The organism is Arthrobacter sp. NPDC080082, assembly GCF_040686595.1.
Taxonomy (GTDB): Bacteria; Actinomycetota; Actinomycetes; order Actinomycetales; family Micrococcaceae; genus Arthrobacter.
Window position 1 is genome coordinate 219375 of record NZ_JBFBKQ010000005.1, and the last position, 16595, is coordinate 235969.

At 65.9% G+C, this 16595-nt stretch carries 21 protein-coding genes and 1 riboswitch; of the genes, 3 read left to right on the forward strand and 18 right to left on the reverse strand.

Annotated elements, in window-relative coordinates:
• Positions 1 to 115: 115 nt before the first annotated feature.
• The 7 genes from AB0O44_RS12070 to AB0O44_RS12100 all read right to left on the reverse strand — a co-directional run bounded on the left by AB0O44_RS12070 (position 116) and on the right by AB0O44_RS12100 (position 5546).
• Complete coding sequence (locus AB0O44_RS12070) at positions 116 to 373, reverse strand: hypothetical protein (RefSeq protein ID WP_364137641.1); 258 nt, start codon at positions 371 to 373, stop codon at positions 116 to 118.
• 62 nt (positions 374 to 435) lie between these two features.
• Complete coding sequence (locus AB0O44_RS12075) at positions 436 to 933, reverse strand: hypothetical protein (RefSeq protein WP_364137643.1); 498 nt, start codon at positions 931 to 933, stop codon at positions 436 to 438.
• Between the two features lie 406 nt (positions 934 to 1339).
• Positions 1340 to 2236 (reverse strand): diacylglycerol kinase family protein, encoded by an 897-nt coding sequence (locus tag AB0O44_RS12080; protein WP_290258053.1) that lies wholly within the window; start codon positions 2234 to 2236, stop codon positions 1340 to 1342.
• Between the two features lie 179 nt (positions 2237 to 2415).
• Positions 2416 to 3333: an NmrA family NAD(P)-binding protein gene (locus AB0O44_RS12085; protein ID WP_364137958.1), complete on the reverse strand. Its 918-nt coding sequence runs from the start codon at positions 3331 to 3333 to the stop codon at positions 2416 to 2418.
• 425 nt (positions 3334 to 3758) lie between these two features.
• Positions 3759 to 3941: a hypothetical protein gene (locus AB0O44_RS12090; protein WP_364137645.1), complete on the reverse strand. Its 183-nt coding sequence runs from the start codon at positions 3939 to 3941 to the stop codon at positions 3759 to 3761.
• 133 nt (positions 3942 to 4074) lie between these two features.
• Positions 4075 to 4812, reverse strand: a complete 738-nt coding sequence (locus AB0O44_RS12095; RefSeq protein WP_364137647.1) for a hypothetical protein — start codon at positions 4810 to 4812, stop codon at positions 4075 to 4077.
• 281 nt (positions 4813 to 5093) lie between these two features.
• Positions 5094 to 5546 carry a VOC family protein gene (locus tag AB0O44_RS12100; protein ID WP_364137649.1) on the reverse strand — a complete coding sequence of 151 codons (453 nt, stop codon included), beginning with the start codon at positions 5544 to 5546 and terminating at the stop codon, positions 5094 to 5096.
• 445 nt (positions 5547 to 5991) lie between these two features.
• On the opposite strand from AB0O44_RS12100, the gene AB0O44_RS12105 reads away from it, so the two are divergent.
• Positions 5992 to 6492 (forward strand): hypothetical protein, encoded by a 501-nt coding sequence (locus tag AB0O44_RS12105; protein ID WP_364137651.1) that lies wholly within the window; start codon positions 5992 to 5994, stop codon positions 6490 to 6492.
• 43 nt (positions 6493 to 6535) lie between these two features.
• Here AB0O44_RS12105 and AB0O44_RS12110 read toward each other — a convergent pair whose 3' ends face one another.
• Positions 6536 to 6838, reverse strand: a complete 303-nt coding sequence (locus AB0O44_RS12110; protein WP_364137653.1) for a putative quinol monooxygenase — start codon at positions 6836 to 6838, stop codon at positions 6536 to 6538.
• 404 nt (positions 6839 to 7242) lie between these two features.
• Complete coding sequence (locus AB0O44_RS12115; protein ID WP_364137655.1) at positions 7243 to 8238, reverse strand: WYL domain-containing protein; 996 nt, start codon at positions 8236 to 8238, stop codon at positions 7243 to 7245.
• Between the two features lie 98 nt (positions 8239 to 8336).
• Between AB0O44_RS12115 and AB0O44_RS12120 the strand changes: the two genes are divergently transcribed.
• The gene (locus AB0O44_RS12120; protein WP_364137657.1) at positions 8337 to 8792 is read left to right on the forward strand and encodes a VOC family protein; all 456 of its coding nucleotides are present in this window, start codon (positions 8337 to 8339) and stop codon (positions 8790 to 8792) included.
• Between the two features lie 237 nt (positions 8793 to 9029).
• Complete coding sequence (locus AB0O44_RS12125) at positions 9030 to 9548, forward strand: YdeI/OmpD-associated family protein (RefSeq protein WP_364137659.1); 519 nt, start codon at positions 9030 to 9032, stop codon at positions 9546 to 9548.
• A 45-nt stretch (positions 9549 to 9593) separates the two neighbouring features.
• Here the strand turns inward: AB0O44_RS12125 and hisF are convergent, their stop codons facing one another.
• The 9 genes from hisF to rpe form a co-directional block, all read right to left on the reverse strand.
• Positions 9594 to 10370, reverse strand: coding sequence for an imidazole glycerol phosphate synthase subunit HisF (gene hisF / locus AB0O44_RS12130; RefSeq protein WP_364137661.1), 777 nt, complete (start codon positions 10368 to 10370; stop codon positions 9594 to 9596).
• 59 nt (positions 10371 to 10429) lie between these two features.
• The gene (gene hisG, locus AB0O44_RS12135) at positions 10430 to 11272 is read right to left on the reverse strand and encodes an ATP phosphoribosyltransferase (RefSeq protein WP_364137663.1); all 843 of its coding nucleotides are present in this window, start codon (positions 11270 to 11272) and stop codon (positions 10430 to 10432) included.
• A gap of 102 nt (positions 11273 to 11374) precedes the next feature.
• Positions 11375 to 11638 carry a phosphoribosyl-ATP diphosphatase gene (locus AB0O44_RS12140; protein ID WP_290258065.1) on the reverse strand — a complete coding sequence of 88 codons (264 nt, stop codon included), beginning with the start codon at positions 11636 to 11638 and terminating at the stop codon, positions 11375 to 11377.
• A gap of 81 nt (positions 11639 to 11719) precedes the next feature.
• Entirely contained in the window at positions 11720 to 12202 is a 483-nt protein-coding gene (gene ribH, locus AB0O44_RS12145; protein WP_364137666.1) for a 6,7-dimethyl-8-ribityllumazine synthase, read from the reverse strand.
• 55 nt (positions 12203 to 12257) lie between these two features.
• Positions 12258 to 12980 (reverse strand): GTP cyclohydrolase II, encoded by a 723-nt coding sequence (gene ribA, locus AB0O44_RS12150; RefSeq protein ID WP_364137668.1) that lies wholly within the window; start codon positions 12978 to 12980, stop codon positions 12258 to 12260.
• 22 nt (positions 12981 to 13002) lie between these two features.
• Positions 13003 to 13698 (reverse strand): 3,4-dihydroxy-2-butanone-4-phosphate synthase, encoded by a 696-nt coding sequence (gene ribB, locus AB0O44_RS12155; protein ID WP_364137670.1) that lies wholly within the window; start codon positions 13696 to 13698, stop codon positions 13003 to 13005.
• Complete coding sequence (locus tag AB0O44_RS12160) at positions 13695 to 14333, reverse strand: riboflavin synthase (protein WP_290258069.1); 639 nt, start codon at positions 14331 to 14333, stop codon at positions 13695 to 13697. The genes ribB and AB0O44_RS12160 overlap by 4 nt, the downstream gene beginning before the upstream one ends.
• Positions 14333 to 15475: a bifunctional diaminohydroxyphosphoribosylaminopyrimidine deaminase/5-amino-6-(5-phosphoribosylamino)uracil reductase RibD gene (gene ribD, locus AB0O44_RS12165; protein ID WP_364137672.1), complete on the reverse strand. Its 1143-nt coding sequence runs from the start codon at positions 15473 to 15475 to the stop codon at positions 14333 to 14335. Before ribD ends, AB0O44_RS12160 begins: the two co-directional genes overlap by 1 nt.
• A gap of 155 nt (positions 15476 to 15630) precedes the next feature.
• Positions 15631 to 15781, reverse strand: a riboswitch (FMN riboswitch).
• A 125-nt stretch (positions 15782 to 15906) separates the two neighbouring features.
• Positions 15907 to 16563 (reverse strand): ribulose-phosphate 3-epimerase, encoded by a 657-nt coding sequence (rpe, locus tag AB0O44_RS12170; protein WP_364137674.1) that lies wholly within the window; start codon positions 16561 to 16563, stop codon positions 15907 to 15909.
• Between the last annotated feature and the right edge of the window lie 32 nt (positions 16564 to 16595).

Consider the following 16595-nt stretch of genomic DNA (forward strand, 5'->3'; position numbering starts at 1 on the left):
CGAGCCGTCTTCTCAGCAACGTGCGGATCTGTTTGTTTGCTTCTTGAGCGGGCCCACATGATTCGGGCACGAGGGAACCGGCCGGCCTCAATCCTGGGTGGCCGCCGGCAGCAGTTCAGGGCTGCACGGAGTCGAAGAACCGATAGGGCGGCTGCGCCATGGAAGGTTCTTCCGGGTGTGTTTTGGATCGGATGAAATCGATATTTTCCTGCGACAGGACCGTTTCGCCGTGTCTATCAGAATCGGCGTTCTCTCCGGATTCGGCATTGATTTCGGCCGAGATGGTCCGGGGTAGAACTACACAACCAGGGTTGTCGATAAACCACTGCTTGCTGGCCGGAGACAGGCGGTGCCAGTGTTCCTCAAGATGCATGGAAGTCATTGTTTCCTTTTCCGTTGCGGGTCGTTCCAGGACGATGCTTTCTCGGCCCCCAACTACGTGCCGAGAAAGCAACCCGCGGCGCAGAATTCGCGCCAGTGCGCCTGGGAGTATTCGTCGAAGCTGATGTCGGCCGCGGACCGGCGGACTGCTTCGATTCGCTGCTCTTCGAGAAGCCCCAAAGTATCCAGTTCTTCTGATCTATGCGCGCGTTCCGCGTCGGCTTGCACTGAGATCTCGCGCAGGATCGTGCCAACCAGGTGCGCAAGACCTGACTTAAGGTCCTGCAGATTGGTGTTGGTAATGAGGAGGCGGCGGTCAGAGACTCGCAGCTCGACGTCGCTGTAGCCCTCTTCCGCCAAGCGCCGGGTGACGCTCTGATCATGAAGCAGGTCCAGTTCCCGGGGCTGGGGCCTACGGGAGAAGACGACAGGGACAATGTATCGAGACGCGGCCTTCGCCGTGCCGAGGTCGTGAGGCAGGGCGGAGGCGAGAACCCCGCTGAGGGCGAGTCTCCCCACGGTTTGGACGGGCTGTACTGGGGTGGTGGTCATGGCATAGCGCCAACATTTCTTGGAGATGCGCAGTCGACAACGCCGGAAAACGGGCGGATCAACGGCGGCTGGAGGTCGACGAACCCGAAACCGGGCCTATCGGTAGGGAGGGCAGGGCCGCAAGAGTCCGGCCTGCACGCGGCAGAACGGTGGGGCCGCCCTCGTCATCCCAGCTCATCACCACGAGGTTGCAGTGACCGGATGTCGCAGCCGCATGGTGCCGGCGGCGGGCGCGGAGCTAGTTTCAAATAGTCGGAATACCGGATGTCCAGTCAGGCCGTCCCGATACTCTGACTGTACGCCCTCGTCCGCTGAGATAGGTGGAAACTGACACATCAATGGTCAAGCGGTGGGTTCGGATCGCCCGGCGGTCCACCATCCAGCGACTGGGGCAAGGCCTCAGGAGTCACACGACTGCCAAGGCCCCCTTGGCGCTCTCCACCAGCACGTGCGTTGCCGCCGGAAGGTGAAGGACCTCGCCGTCGATCTGGCACGGAACGGCGTCCCTCGTGGTGAAGGCGTAACTGCTCACGCTTGGCTGGTGGCCGAGGCCCAGCGTCACAGCCCGCAGCGTCATCAACGCCATCTTCCACCGCCCGGCATGTGGCAGCGTCACCACCTCGAACATGCCGTCGTCCGGAGTGCCCATTTCGCTGACCGTTCCGTACTTGGCCATCCGGGAAATGTTGGCAAGGATCAGGCTGTCAAAGCGCGCAGTGGCTCCGTCTCCCCGAATGAGCTCAAACGGACTCAACGCCGAAAGGGTGCGGGCCACGGATATGAGTTCGAGGATTTTTCCCTTGCGGCCCTTCTCGATGCCGATCGCCATCAAGGGTGTGAGTCCGAAGCCTATATACGAATGGGCGTACTGCGTCTGCTCGCCGTGTTCCCCGCTGAATCGGATGCGCAACAAGTCGATGTGGCGGATCCGGCCTTCACGCACGGCAGCAGGCAACGAACGCGCGGGCATGCTGCGGTGATGATCATTGGCGTTGCCGGCCGCGACGACGGTACACACAGCCCTGCTGTCGCGTACATCCATGACCCCGTTGACGACCTCGTGGTACCCGCCGTCGCCGCTGATGGAAACAATAAGGGGCGCACCCCTGGCGGCCGCGGACCGCGCCAGCTCCCGGGCATGCCCGGCGAACTCCGACGGCATCGACTCAACCGGCAGACCCGGCAATCCGTCAGCCAGGCTTCGCCGCACCTCATCGATCCTGGCACCCATCCCGGGCTTGCCGGGATTGAAGATCAGGACAATCCGGTCAAAGCGCTCGGCGGCTACCCGCTCATCAATCATGGCTGCCCTTCCACGCCGCTGTTACCGAAACAGTCACACCCCTGTCCCATGGGCGCCGTGCAGCTCGGCCCCACCGGCTTTCAGACCATCATGACACTTCTGCGGGTGATGCTCCCCGCCGAGTACCGCAAGCTCGCCTTCTCGTTCCCGCGGGCCAAGCCGAGGCGGCGTCGCCGTCGTCAGCCCCTGGTCGCACCGTCCTTCACGTGCGCCTCAAGGACGTCACGGATGCTGGTCCACGCCTGCGGCCCGTAGCGGTCGTTGTTCACGTGATGCAGCTGGCCCTCGCCACTGAACATACTGACGAAATATTGCATACCCTGCCAGGCAGGGAACGTCGCGTCCTCGTCCCTTGATATGCGACGTCCGATCCGGGCCATGCCGGACAGCAATCCCGTGGTGCCCGCCCACTGGGTGCTGAACGCGGCGCCGGTGAGCTCTGTCATAATCCGCGCGATATCCCGGGCTGTCACCCGGCTCCCGGCCACCTCGACGACGCGTGGCGCGGCGTCGTCCAGTGCCACGCGAGCGACGGTGCGGGCGACGTCGTCTTTGGTTGTGAAGTCGAGCAGCTGGTCGGGCGAGGACCAGTAGAGGACCTTGTGCCTCCTGAACAGGATCATTGGAGCCTGCCCGGTCAGCATGTCCGCGAAGGCCCCGTTGAGCACGGACGTGGCCCGGAGCGGAGTGGCATCGACGGCGGCGGCGAACTCCCGGCGCAGCTCGAAGTTGCGGTTGCTGCCAGGGGTTACCCGGCGGTAATCAGCCGAGTAGTCGGACGGGATGAAGCGTGCCACACCGGCCTCAACGGCCGCAGCCAGCAGCGCCTCCTGGGCGTCGACGATGACGGAGCGCGCGCCGCTGACGGCAGACACGACGACGTCGGCGCCGCGGAGGGCGTCGACGAGGCCGGTGTGGTCCGTATAGGCCGCCGCGCGAACCTCAACGCGGTCACACCCGCCGTATTGCGCCTGAGCGGCGCCGCCGCCTGGGCGGGTCAAAACACGAACAAGGACTTCGGCGTCGGCGGCGAGCAGCTCGCGGACGATCCGATGGCCGAGATCACCGGTGGCTCCGGCAACGAGGACAGTGGTCATGAGGTTGCTCTTCTCTGTTCGTTTGGCGGGGCGTTCAATGCGTAAAAACATGCCCTGAGGTATCAACAGGCCGGGCGTCACGCCCAAGGGAATCGCTTGTCCCACCGGATAGACCGCGAGCTGGGCCACGGAGGGCGGGAAAGCTGGCCCCGACTGGCCCCAAGACCGCCCTGCGAGTACATCAAAGCAGGCTATCCACTGGATTCACCGCATGATTCCGGTTCTCTTGACCTGCGTGGCTGGGGATTCCTTCTGGCAGCTCATCACCCGATCCTACGCGCGGAGGCCGGGCGGTTCCCCTCTGTGCTGCCCTCCAGTCATCACCGACCCGCCTGGTCCATCACGACTTTCGGGGCCAGTGAATCTTCCCTCTGGCACGCTCCGGTTCATTCGCCGTTGGCGGTTCCCTCGATCCAATCGACGGCTTAGTCGGAAAGATAAATTCCTTCGGGATTTTGTTCCCCGATCCACCAGGCGTTCGATGCAACGTCGCCGCCGGCGGCCGCGATCTTGATCACGACATCAGCGGCGATAGCCTCGCCGTTGTGTTCGATCAGCCACGCCCGTGCATCGGCGTCCAAATTTGGCCACCACTCGATGGTGTTCATCCTGTCATTCTCCGCCCCGGTGTAGCGGATGGATAGCCACAGAGATCGAGCAGCGCCGCGAGACCCAACATGGTGGCCCGTAGGCCGGCCGTTGGTCCAGGGTCCGCTGCGGGACCCTGAACCAACCATCGCGTCAGTCGTGGGCGAGGACCGTGTTGATCAGCTTGATGAGCTCGGCCGACGCCGTTTGAGTCACCGCCGGCCCCGCCTTCACCGCAGTGATGGCGAGATTGCCCTTGACGCCGGTGACGGTCAGTGCGGTCTGGGCTTGTCCGGTGGCAAGGTGCTGGGTGGTGAGCGCCGCAAAGGACGCGTCGCCGTCGGACTTGGCGTCAACGGGCGTGGTCTCAGTGGTTATTTTCTGGCCGCCCACCTCGATGGTGAACGACTTGCACGGAGCGGCCGCAGCCTGTGAGGCAGCAAGCTGTTGGGTCATGGTTTTGGTGTCCTTCAGTGCGATGACCGTCACCGCGATCGTCGTTTTGTCGGCCGCGGAGATGGACGTGCCTCCGGCGTAGGTACTGCCGTCCGGGACATTGGCGTTGCTGTCGACGAGAGGTTTGCAGGTTTCGGGGCTCACCACTGCGGTCTTGAGCAGCTCTTTGGCCCTGAGAATGCCTTGATCGATCTGCGCGGCCGGAACGACGGTCAGGGGCTGGCCCTGGTCATCCCTGAGCGTGGAGAGCAAGCCGCTGAGGTCTGCGTTGCTGAAGGTCTTCACGGGGGTCGGTGTGGACGAGGATGGCTGGGCCGCCGCCGGCGTAGCCTCCGCCGTCGCGGTACCTCCTCCGGTGCCGGACCCCGTTCCGCAGCCGGTGAGGGAAAGCAAGGCGGCCGTGATGATCGCCGCCGTGGTGGATGTTCGCTGCATGAGGCGTCCCTTCTCGGATCACCGGTCCGCCTCCCGATCCGGGGGGCGCGCTCCGGCACCACCCGGATGCGGTGCCCCGATAGGAGCCGGACCGTGCGGCGTCTAGCTCAACGCAGGTAAGCAGCACGCGGGTCCGGGCCCCGCAGACTCAACGGCAGGTGCAGCGCGTCCCCCTCGCGCGCCGCTCGCTGGCGCGATGGCGCCCAAACTATCCAAAGCGACGGCGAGGCAACAGAGAGTGCACTACTTGTTTTTTTGGCCGCCCGACGCAAGTAGGGACGCTACTCAGCCGGCCCTCTGTTCTTCGTCAGGTCCTCGGCCACCATGACCAAAATGCCGCTCGGACCGCGGAGGTACGTGAGCTTGTAGATGTCCCGGTACGTTGCCACCCCGCGAAGCGGATAGCAGCCGTGCCGGGACGCTATGTCCAGCGCCGCGTCGATGTCGTCCACGGAGAACGCAACGCGGTGCATGCCAATCTCGTTGGGCAGGGTGGGGCCTGTCTCGATGGCGTCGGGGTGGAGGTATTCGAAGAGCTCGATCTGCCCGTGCCCGTCCGGCGTCGTCAGGACGGCGATTTTGGCGTGGTTACCGTCGAGGCCGACGGCGGTGTCCGCCCACTCCCCCGCAATGGTGTCCCGGCCGACAAGTTCGAGGCCCAAGTCAACAAAGAAGGCGATCGCCGCCTCGATGTCGCGGACGGCAATCCCAACGTTCTCCAGTTTGATCGTCATCCTCCGCATGCTACCCACCGACGTGCTGCGCATGTGGGAAAGCCCTGATTCAAGGCGGCCCGCAGGCCCCGGGCTAGACTGATGACCTAGGGGGAAGTCATGGAATGGATTCTTTTAGGCATTGCCGCTCTGGTCATTATCGTTGCATCTATTTGGCGCGATGTCTCAAGAAAGTCGCTACGGCCGCCAGCGGTATCGGGCCCGGATTCGGAACGGGCGCTTCGCGACTTTCACCGCGGCCAGACCCTGGGCAATTCACATTTTGTCGGCCTGGATAATACGGGCCACCGCCGATAATCCCGGGCCGCAGCGGGTCGTAACCGCGGAAGTATCCGCCGCCCTAATCCAACGGCGTTACGGCGCACTGACTGTTTATGCGATTTTGGTGAAGGCGCCAGCCACATGCCGGCGGAATCCCATTCGCCTCACCGTAAGGTTGTGCCCAATGGACCAGGAAAGGGCGCATGTTGTGAAAGCGGACGAAGTGACTGTGGGGTGTTATCCGCGCGACGACGTCTCCTGGGCGAAAGATGGCAGGGTCCGGGAAGGTAGCGCCACGATTTTGGTCCGCCAGGCTGACGGGACCCTGGAGCCTTCAGGAGAAGTCGTCTTGGGCGAACTGCGCATCCTGCATCCTGATGTGAAGGTGGGTGGCGAGTTTGTCATCGAGCTACGCGCCCGTTTCGACTCGGAGACATTCCACCGTCGGGTGACCTTCGTCGCCAGTGGTGACGAGGCCCGTGACGTCTTCATATCGGCGGTCGGGCCCGGCGGGCATGCTGAGCCGAAGGCCGGCCCATTTAAGCGGAGGCGGTACTCGGGCTTCGAGTTTGGAGTGATGGTCATGGGCGCAACAACCGAGAAGGGTACCCGGATCGGAGACGTCTTGGGCCCGCTCATCGAGCATGGACCCAACGATGGCGTCGGGGCCGCCGCTTCTGCCTAGCAGCGGCAAGAGCCGTTGTTGGCGCCGACGCTGCTGTCGTGGCTCAGTCACGGAGCGGTGACCCGACAACCTCGAATCGGAACCCTCCAAATGCGCCGGACAGTAGCGGGCGTGCGAGGGCGATAGACGCCTGAACCTCCGGCAATGTGAGGGACGACCGATGCGCCTCCTCGTTTTCCCACAGCTCCACGACAAACACGGTGTCCGGGTCATCCTCGTTGACTCCCACCTCGTAGGCAAGGCAGCCGACCTGCCGAAGGGTCTCGCTGCGCCGCGTCAAATGACGCACCAGTTCGTTGCGCTTACCAGAGACTGTGCCAAGCGTTCCCACATTCGCAAATGTCATGGCCCCACAGTAGTAGGACAGTGCACGATTCACGGCGCATGTCTTCGGAGCATCAGCACGGCCTGCGGACCCCGCTTCATTGATCCAGACGATGCGGGCCGGGGCGCCGTGTAGTTTGAGGTCTTCGAATTGGGGAAAACATATGGTTCTTAAGTTTATCGCTCGACCTTTGCCGGCTGCATTTGATGACGCATATGCGGTCATAAGGAGAAGTAACCCGCTGCGATAAGGAATGACCTGACCGCGCCCGTATGCCGGTCCCCCACTGCGACAACCGAGGTTTGACGTACGACACTGCGGAATACTCGTTCAGGATGTCCCGTGCAGGCCGCCCGCAATCTGCCGGGCGGAGATGCCCTAAAGGGAATCCGGCGCCGGACTATCGACTTCGTCTCCACCCGCTCTTAGTCCGGCTCGCTGACTCTGCCAATGGTGGAGTATCGCTGGGCGAGGCTGGTGAAGGCTGAGGTGAGTTCGGGGGGACCTACGACTTCCATGTGCGCTTCAAATTTTCCAAATGAGGCGGCCAGCGCTTCCCAGGACCAGGCTCCTGCTTCGAGGCTGCAGGTTCGGGCATCGATGGCGGTAACTGTTCCGTCGTTGGCGAAGGGAAGGACTTTCTGCGCGGGGAGGTGAAGAATGACTGTGCCGCGGCATTGCCACTGATTGAGATGGGACCCTTTGAAGCGGGCGGAGACAAAGTCCTTGACGTCGCCGCCAGGTACCGTGCGAGGGGTGAAGCGGGCGCCACGGGGTTCACGGGGGTGGAGCCGATCGATTCTGTAGAGGCGCCAGTCGCTTCGGTCCAGATCCCAGCCCACCAGGTACCACCGCCCGTGAGAGCTCACCAGGTGATGGGGTTCCGAGCGGCGGGGCGTTGGCGCCTGATTTCCAGTCTCGGAGGTGTCTTCGTCTGCGGCGTAGTCGAAGCGAAGGGATTCCCGGTCACGGATGGCGTTAGCCACAGTGACAAGGGTATTCAAGGAGACGTTTCTCGGCGCGGCGTCGCCGGGGCGCCCGACGGGCGTGACTGTGAGCGCATCGAGTCGGCGCCGGAGCCTTGAGGGCATGACTTGGCGGACAGTGCCAAGGGCGCGGATTGCGGCTTCTTCAATTCCCGCGCCGAGGGCGGGGGCTGCCTGCAGGGCAATGGCCACGGCGAGGGCTTGATCATCGTCGAAGAGCAGCGGTGGCAGCTCTCTGCCGGCGTTGTCGAGACGGTACCCGCCGTCCGGACCCATGGTGGCCTGGATGCTGTAGCCCATCTCACGCAACCGGTCGATGTCTCGGCGGACGGTACGGTCACTGATCTTCAGCCGGGTGGCAAGGAGTGACCCTGGCCAGTCCTGCCGGGTCTGCAATAGAGACAGCAGATTCAGCAGCCGTGAAGTCGTTGTCATGCACTCCAGCATAATCGGAGGTCTAGGACACAACCTGACCTAAACACCTGTAATGCTGGTTCCATCGAGCCGGTAGGCCGAATTCACCGAGGAGCCCAATGACCATTCAAACAACCACACACCTCAACTTCCGAGGCGACGCACGCCAAGCACTGGAGTTCTACCAGTCCGTATTCGGCGGACACACCGTGCTGAACACCTACGCTGACTTCGGCATGCCAACTGAACTACCCGGGGCCGACAAGATCGTCTTTGGCCTCGTCGGAGCGGAAAACGGTTTCCGCGTGATGGGATACGACATTCCCGGCCAAAGCGGAAACACGATTGTCGGAGGCGGCTCCACCCGCCGTGAGAACAACACCACTGTCACCGACCAGGCCTTTTTCGTCGCCATCGAATCCGACGTCCTCCAAGAGCTTCAGGGTTTTTGGGACGCGCTGGCCGTTGATGCCACCATCATCGAACCGCTTGCCGCTTCGAAGTGGAGCGCTGGTTTCGGGATGCTTACCGATCAGTTCGGTGTTACCTGGAGCTTCAGCGTCACTACCGCCTAATTGCTCCAAACGCCGTGGCGCGGGGTCCAGTCGACTCCCGCCACGGCCTCCGCAGCTGCGCACCACCCTCCATGAAAAGAGAATCATGTTCCCTGCCCGCTCTGACTTCACTTGGTCCGCGCACCCGGCCAACGCCGGTGCCCTGGTGGGCGGCAACGACACGACCCGCTGTGAGCCAGGGAAGCCATGATCCACTCCCATTTGACCGTGGCAGACGCCAGTGCATGGAGGGAGTGGTTGAACGAGAACGAGCACACTAGCGACGGTGTGTGGTTGACCCTCGCCAAGAAGGACACCAGTACCCCAACAACACTCACGTACACCCAAGCACTTGAGGAAGCGCTGTGCAGCGGGTGGATCGATGGACGCAAGAATAAGATCGATGCCCGAACGTACAGCCAGCACTTCACTCCGCGCCGGGCACGATCCATGTGGTCAGAACGCAACATTGAAATTGTCGGTGCACTTACCGCTGCGGGCCGCATGCGCGAACGCGGTCACGCCGAAGTAGCTCTCGCCCAGACAGACGGGCGCTGGGACCGGGCCTATGCTGGGCCCGCGTCAATAGAGGTACACGACGACTTGCGCTGCGCTCTCCGCACAGCGCCCGATGCAGAGGCTGCCTTCAATGCCCTCACGAGCGGCGCCCGCTATCGGATACTGCTCGATGTAACCACCGCCCGGACAAGAGGTCTGCGTGCGAACCGCATCGCCAGGCACCTCGCAAAACTCGCGACGCCAGCGCAGGTGACCTAAACACGCCATCCTCACCACAAAAGGTTCGGTAAAGCCCAGCCCGATCTATCGGACTTCGAACCCCGCGTCGCGGATCGCGGTTTTGACCTGGGCGATCATGTTTAGCGGGCCGAAGTGGAAGACGGAGGCGGCCAGGACGGCGTCGGCCCCGGCGGCCACTGCCGGCGGGAAGTGCTCGGGCCGGCCGGCGCCGCCGGAGGCGATCAGCGGGACCTTGACGGCGGCTCGGGCCAGCCGGATCAGTTCCAGGTCGAAGCCGTCCTTGGTGCCGTCGGCGTCGATGGAGTTGAGTAGGATCTCCCCCACTCCCCTGTCCGCGGCCTCCCGCGCCCACTCGAGCGCGTCGATGCCGGTGCCCTGACGGCCGCCGTGGGTGGTGACCTCGAAGCCGGAGGGCGTGGGCTTGGACCCGGGCCGGGTGCGGCGGGCATCCACGGAGAGCACCAGCACCTGCGAACCGAAGTGCCGGGTGATCTCGTCGATCACGTCCGGCCGGGCCACGGCGGCGGTGTTGATCGCCGCCTTGTCTGCACCATAGCGCAACAGCTTGTCCACCTCGGCCACCCCGCGGACTCCGCCGCCCACGGTGAGCGGGATAAAGACTTCCTCTGCGGTGCGCCGGACGACGTCGAACGTGGTCTCACGGTTGCCCGAGGAGGCCGTGACGTCGAGGAAGGTCAGCTCGTCCGCGCCGCCGTTGTCGTAACGGTGGGCCAGTTCCACCGGGTCACCGGCGTCGCGCAGGCCCTCGAAGTTGATGCCCTTGACCACGCGGCCGGCGTCGACGTCCAGGCACGGGATGACGCGGACGGCTACTGACATGACTGCTCCTGCTGTTGACGTGCTGTTCGGGGGCCCTGGCTGACCTAAGACCGGCTGACTTAGATCCGGCAGGCGTGGATGCTGCTGACCAGAATGGCGCGCGCGCCCAGGTCGTAGAGCTCGTCCATGATCCGGTTGGTGTCCTTCTTCGGCACCATCGAGCGCACGGCAACCCAGTCGGAGTCGCGCAGCGGAGACACCGTGGGCGACTCCAGGCCCGGGGTCAGCGCGGCGGCCTGCTCCACGAGCTCGTTGCGGATGTCGTAGTCCATCAGCACATACTGGCGGGCCACCAGCACGCCCTGGAGACGGCGGATGAGGATCTCGACGGCGGGGTTCTGCTCGCCCTTGCGGCCGATCAGCACCGACTCGGACTTCAGGATCGGTTCGCCGAAGATCTCCATGCCGGCGGCCTTGAGCGTGGTCCCGGTCTCGACCACGTCGGCGATTGCGTCGGCCACACCCAGGCGGACCGAGGATTCAACCGCACCGTCCAGGCGGACCACCTTGGCGTTGATGCCGCGCCCGGCCAGGTAGCCGCGGAGCAGCCCGTCGTAGCTGGTGGCCAGGCGCTTGCCCTCGAGCTGGTCGATGGAGCTGAAGTCACCCACCGGGCCGGCAAAGCGGAACGTGGAGGCGGCGAAGCCGAGCGGCAGCAGCTCCTCGGCGTCGACCTCGGCGTCCAGCAGCAGGTCGCGGCCGGTGATGCCGACGTCGAGCGTTCCCTGCCCGACGTAGACGGCGATGTCGCGCGGGCGGAGGAAGAAGAATTCGATGTCGTTGTCCGGGTCGACCATGACCAGTTCGCGGCTGTCGCGGCGCTGGCGGTAACCGGCCTCGGCGAGCATGGCCGAGGCGGCTTCGGACAGGGATCCCTTGTTCGGGACGGCAACTCTCAGCATGGGAGGTTTCTTTCTGGGTGGATCGTCATGGGGTAACAGGCACTGCGGGCCACGGGCTACTCCGCGTCCGCCGGCGTGGGCCGGGGACGCGGAACCGCGTGGCTAGAGATGCTTGTAGACGTCTTCCAGGGTCAGTCCCTTGGCGAGCATCAGGACCTGCAGGTGGTACAGCAGCTGGGAGATTTCCTCGGCTGCGGCCTCGTCGGATTCGTACTCGGCAGCCATCCACACTTCGGCGGCTTCCTCCACGACCTTCTTGCCGATGCCATGGACGCCGGACTCAAGTTCGGCGACGGTGCGGGAGCCTGCCGGACGGCTGGCGGCCTTCTCACTCAGTTCTGCGAACAGCGACTCGAAATTCTTCACACCCTCCAGCCTACTTGCTCGGGGCATAGCCCCGCCTGCCGGGTCTCCTGATGACTCCCCTGATGTGAGGGATTCCACAGCCTAGCGGTACTGCTTGAGCGTGACGGCGGAGGCGACGGCGGCGGTGAACGCCTCGTGTCCCTTGTCCTCGTTCGAGCCGGGCAGGCCCGCCCGGTCGATACCCTGCTGCTCCGTGTCGCAGGTCAGGACGCCGAAGCCCACCGGCGTGCCGGTGCGGACGCTGACCTCGGTCAGGCCCATGGTGGCCGCCTCGCAGACGTATTCGAAGTGCGGGGTGCCGCCGCGGATGACGACGCCGAGGGCGACGACGGCGTCGAAGTGCGGCGCCAGCCGGGCGGCGGCGACGGGCAGTTCGAAGGTGCCCGGCACGCGCAGGACGGTGGGATCGTCAATGCCGGCCTCCTTGGCCGCGCGGAGGGCACCGTCGAGCAGGCCGTCCATGATGGCGGTGTGCCAGCTGGCGGCAACGATGGCCACCTTGAGGCTGCCGGTTTCCGCGGACTGGGTGGTCAGGTCGATCGTGGGGGCGCCGTGGCCGCTCATAGGGTGTCCTTGCTGTTGGTTCTGTGGGGAGAAAGTGGGTGGGAGGAGGTGCGGCCTAGCCGGCCTGGACGCCGGATTCGACGCCGGCGCCGGCACCGGCTCCGGCACCGGCTCCCGGGTCCAGCGCGGCCGGCTGCATGTCGAGGACCAGGCGGTGGTCCATCCGGTCCTTCTTGGTCTGCAGGTAGCGGAGGTTCTGCTCGCGGGAGGGCACCTCGGTGGGGACCATTTCGACCACGTGCACGCCGGCCTGGGCCAGCCGGTCCTGCTTGTCCGGGTTGTTGCTGAGGAGCCGGACCTCGTTCAGGCCCATCTCCGCCAGGATCTGGGCCGCGGCCTGGTAGGAGCGGGCGTCCACCGGCAGGCCCAGCTGCTCGTTGGCCTCGACCGTGTCGAAGCCGGCTTCCTGCAGCGCGTAGGCCCGGATCTTGTTCGCGAGGCCGATGCCGCGGCCTTCCTGGCCGCGCAGGTAGAGCAGGGTTCCGCCGTGCTCGTGGATCAGTTCCAGGGCGTAGGCCAGCTGCTCGCCGCAGTCGCAACGGTAGGAGCCGAACACGTCGCCGGTGAGGCACTCCGAGTGCAGCCGGACCAGCGGCGCCTTGCCATCGGTGGCGGGCAGCGGCGAGCTGACCGCCAGGTGCTCGGCACCGGTTTCCAGGTCCGTCCAGGCCTGGGCCACGAATTCGCCGAAGGCGGTGGGAAGCTGCACGATCGGGCCGCCGCTGACCGGATGCGGCTGCTGCGCCGGGGTGGCCGGCTGCGCTGGGGAAGTCGTCATTGTTTCTCCTCTGTCCAAGGTCCTAGGCGGAGGCCGCCGCGTGGCTACCGGTGTTCCCGGCCTCAAGGTACGCCACCAGGTCGGCGATCGAGATCAGCGGGCAGCCGTGCTCCAGCGCGAAGCTCCGAAGTCCGTCCAGCCGCATCATCTCTCCGTCGTCGTGCACTACTTCTGCGATCACACCGACGGGTTCGACGCCGGCCAACCGGCACAGCTCGACGGCTGCTTCGGTATGGCCGGGCCTCTCCCGCACACCCCCCTTAACGGCGCGGAGCGGGAAAACATGCCCGGGCCGGGTCAAGGACCTGGGTTCGCTGGTGGGATCGGCCAGAATCCGGGCCGTGAGGGCCCGATCCGTGGCGGAAATTCCGGTGCTGACGCCGATCGCGGCGTCGCAGGAGACGGTGTAGGCGGTGCCCTTGGCATCCTCGTTGATGGTGACCATCGGGGGCAGTGCCAGGGCGTCGGCGCGGTCGTCCTCCAGCGGCACGCAGATCACGCCGGAGCTGTGCCGGATGGTCCAGCCCATCAGCGCCGGGGTGGCGTGCGCGGCGGCGAAGATGATGTCGCCCTCGTTTTCGCGGTCCTCGTTGTCGACCACCAGCACCGGCCGGCCCTCCGCCATGGCGCGGACGGCGTCCTCGATGGGGTCCAGCACCGGGGCGCCCGCGCCGGCGGCGCGGACGGCGTCCTCTTGGCGGTTCTGCAGCGTGCTCATGATGCGTCCTCTCCGGCGGTGCGGGCGGGGGCGAAGGCCAGGAGCCGTTCGGTGTACTTGGCCAGCACGTCCACCTCCAAGTTCACAGGCGCGCCGATCTCCTTGGCACCGAGCCCGGTTTCGGCCAGCGTGGTGGGGATCAGGCCCACCTCGAACCATGGCTCGGACGCCGGGGCGGGGCTGACCGCGGTGACGGTGAGGGAGACGCCGTCGACGGCGATGGAGCCCTTCTCGGCGATGTAGCGGGCCAGCGGCGCGGGCACACCGAAGCGCAGCCGGTCCCAGTTGCCCAGCGCCTCGCGCTCCAGGAGCTGTCCGACGCCGTCGACGTGGCCCTGCACGACGTGCCCGTCCAGCCGGCCGCCCGCCGGGAGGCAACGTTCCAGGTTGACCCGGTCCCCCGCGGCAAGGCTGCCAATGGTGCTCCGGACCAGGGTCTCGCCCATGACATCGACGCTGAAGTCGGTCCCGTCGATGTCCGTGGCGGTCAGGCAGACGCCGTTGACGGCGATGGAGCCGCCGTGGGCCAGGCCCTCGGTGCTGGTGGGTGCGTGCAGCCGGAGGGTGGCGCTGGTGTCCCCGTCGCGGGCGACCGAGAGTACTTTTCCTTGTTCGGCGATAATTCCGGTGAACATCAGTTGCCTCCTGGGGCGGTGACCGCGGCGTGGCGCGGGGTGGTCTCAGATGAAGAAGGGGTGGCTGTCTCGGCGCCCGGGTGGGCGGAGCGGGGCCGCAGGTGCAGCCGCAGGTCGCGGCCGAGCCGCTGCACGGAGCCGCCGGTGGCCTCGTCCCAGTCCCAGTGCTGGGCGTCGGCAAGGGTGCCGATGCCGAGGTCCTCGAGGGCGGCCGTGCCGGAGCCCAGCAGGGTGGGCGCGAGATAGAGGATCAGCTCGTCCACCAGGCTGGCGGACAGGAACGCGCTGAGAATCCTGGAGCCGCCCTCGACCATCAGGTGCCGGACGCCGGCGTCGAACAGTTGGTCCAGCGCCTCGGCCGGCTCGCGGGTGGGCAGGTGCAGCACCTTGCCGTCGTCGCCGTGCACGGCGGCGTCCTCCGGGATGCCCCGCAGACCCATCACGGCGCGTAGCGGCTGCTTGTCCGCGTTCCGGCCGTCGGGGGTGCGGGCCGTCAGCCGCGGGTTGTCCACCAGGACGGTCTGCGTGCCCACCAGGATCGCATCGATCCGGCCGCGCAGGGCGTGGTTATCTTCAAGCGACTCGGGGCTTGAGATCCACTGGCTGGTGCCGTCCGCGGCGGCGATCCTGCTGTCGAGGGTCTGGGCGATGTGCAGGGTGACGAACGGCCGTTGGGCGGCGACGGCGTCGAACCACCGCCGGTTGAGCTCCAGTGACGTCTTTTCGGCAAGGCCGGAACGGACGGTGACGCCGGCGGCGCGCAGCGTGGCCGCTCCCCCGGCGGCGGGATCATGCGGGTCGTCCACGGCGTAGACGACGTTGGCGATGCCGGCGTCGATGATGGCCCGGGCGCAGGGGCCGGTGCGGCCCACGTGGTTGCAGGGCTCGAGGGTAACCACCATGGTGGTTCCCGTGAGGTCGAACCCGGCCAGCTTCGCCTGCTCGATCGCGTCGGCCTCGGCGTGCGGGGTGCCGGCGCCGCGGTGGTAGCCGGTGATCAGCGGGGACCCGTCGGGGGCGATGATGACGGCTCCCACCAGCGGATTTGCGCCGCGGGGACCGAGGGCGGCCGCGGCGAGGGCGGCGTCCATGGCCGCCGATTCGGCTGCGCTGAAGTCAGGTGTGGTGTGGTGAACGCTCATCGGCCGCCCGCCCGGTCCCGGAGGACCGCGGTGCGGTTGAAGAGCCATCGCAGGGGGTTCATGTGTCTGTCTATACCTTTCCTCTGAACCGCGATGGCTCCGGGGGTATACGACAGCACAGTGCCGCGGCGCGAAAGGGCGCCGCAGTAACAGCTGTACGTGCTTCTCTCATCCAGACTTTAACTGTCGGTACCGGAATTCCACCGGTTCAACCGTCCGCCGTTGCCCTCCTGTGGGAAGGCGCCGGCTCGCGGGTCGCGGACTATCACCGCCGGTTCGGACTTACACCGACCCCGGAGCACGTATGTGTGTAGCTATTCTGACACAACCGCGCCTGGCGGCCGGGTATTCCGGGCCCGCGGCCGTCACCGGACGAAACAGGCGCGGGGTCGTCCAGAAGCCGCAGCGTCGTCCAGACGCTCGGTCCGGTGTTAGCGCTTTCCGGCCTCGCGGAGCCGCTCGATCGCCTCAGCCGGATCGTCGGCCCCATAGACCGCGGAACCGGCGACGAAGACATCCGCCCCCGCCTCGGCAGCCCGCCAGATGGTGTCCTCGGTGATGCCGCCGTCGACCTGCAGCAGCACGTCCAGGCCGGACGCGTCGATGGCCGCGCGGGCCCGGCGGATCTTGGGGAGGGTCAGTTCCAGGAACTCCTGGCCGCCGAAGCCGGGCTCCACCGTCATGATCAGGATCATGTCCAGTTCGCCGAGCATGTCGAAGAACGGCTCGACGCCGCTGCCCGGGCGCAGCGCCAGCCCGGCCTTTGCTCCCCTGGCCCGCAATTCGCGCGCCAGCTTCACCGGAGCGATGGACGCCTCGGCGTGGAAGGTCACGGAGGCGACGCCGGCGTCGGCATAGGCCGGTGCCCAGCGGTCCGCATGCTCGATCATCAGGTGGGCGTCGAGCGGGATCGGGCTGATCTCCTGCAGCCGCTGCACCACCGGAAGGCCCAGGGAGAGATTGGGCACGAAGTGGTTGTCCATCACGTCCACATGCACCGCATCCGCGGTCCGGATCTTCGCCAGCTCGGTCTGCAGGTTCGCGAAGTCGGCCGAGAGGATGCTGGGGTTGATGCAGGTGTGCGACATGGAAGTCCTTTGCTGTGGTGCCGGTGTGGTGC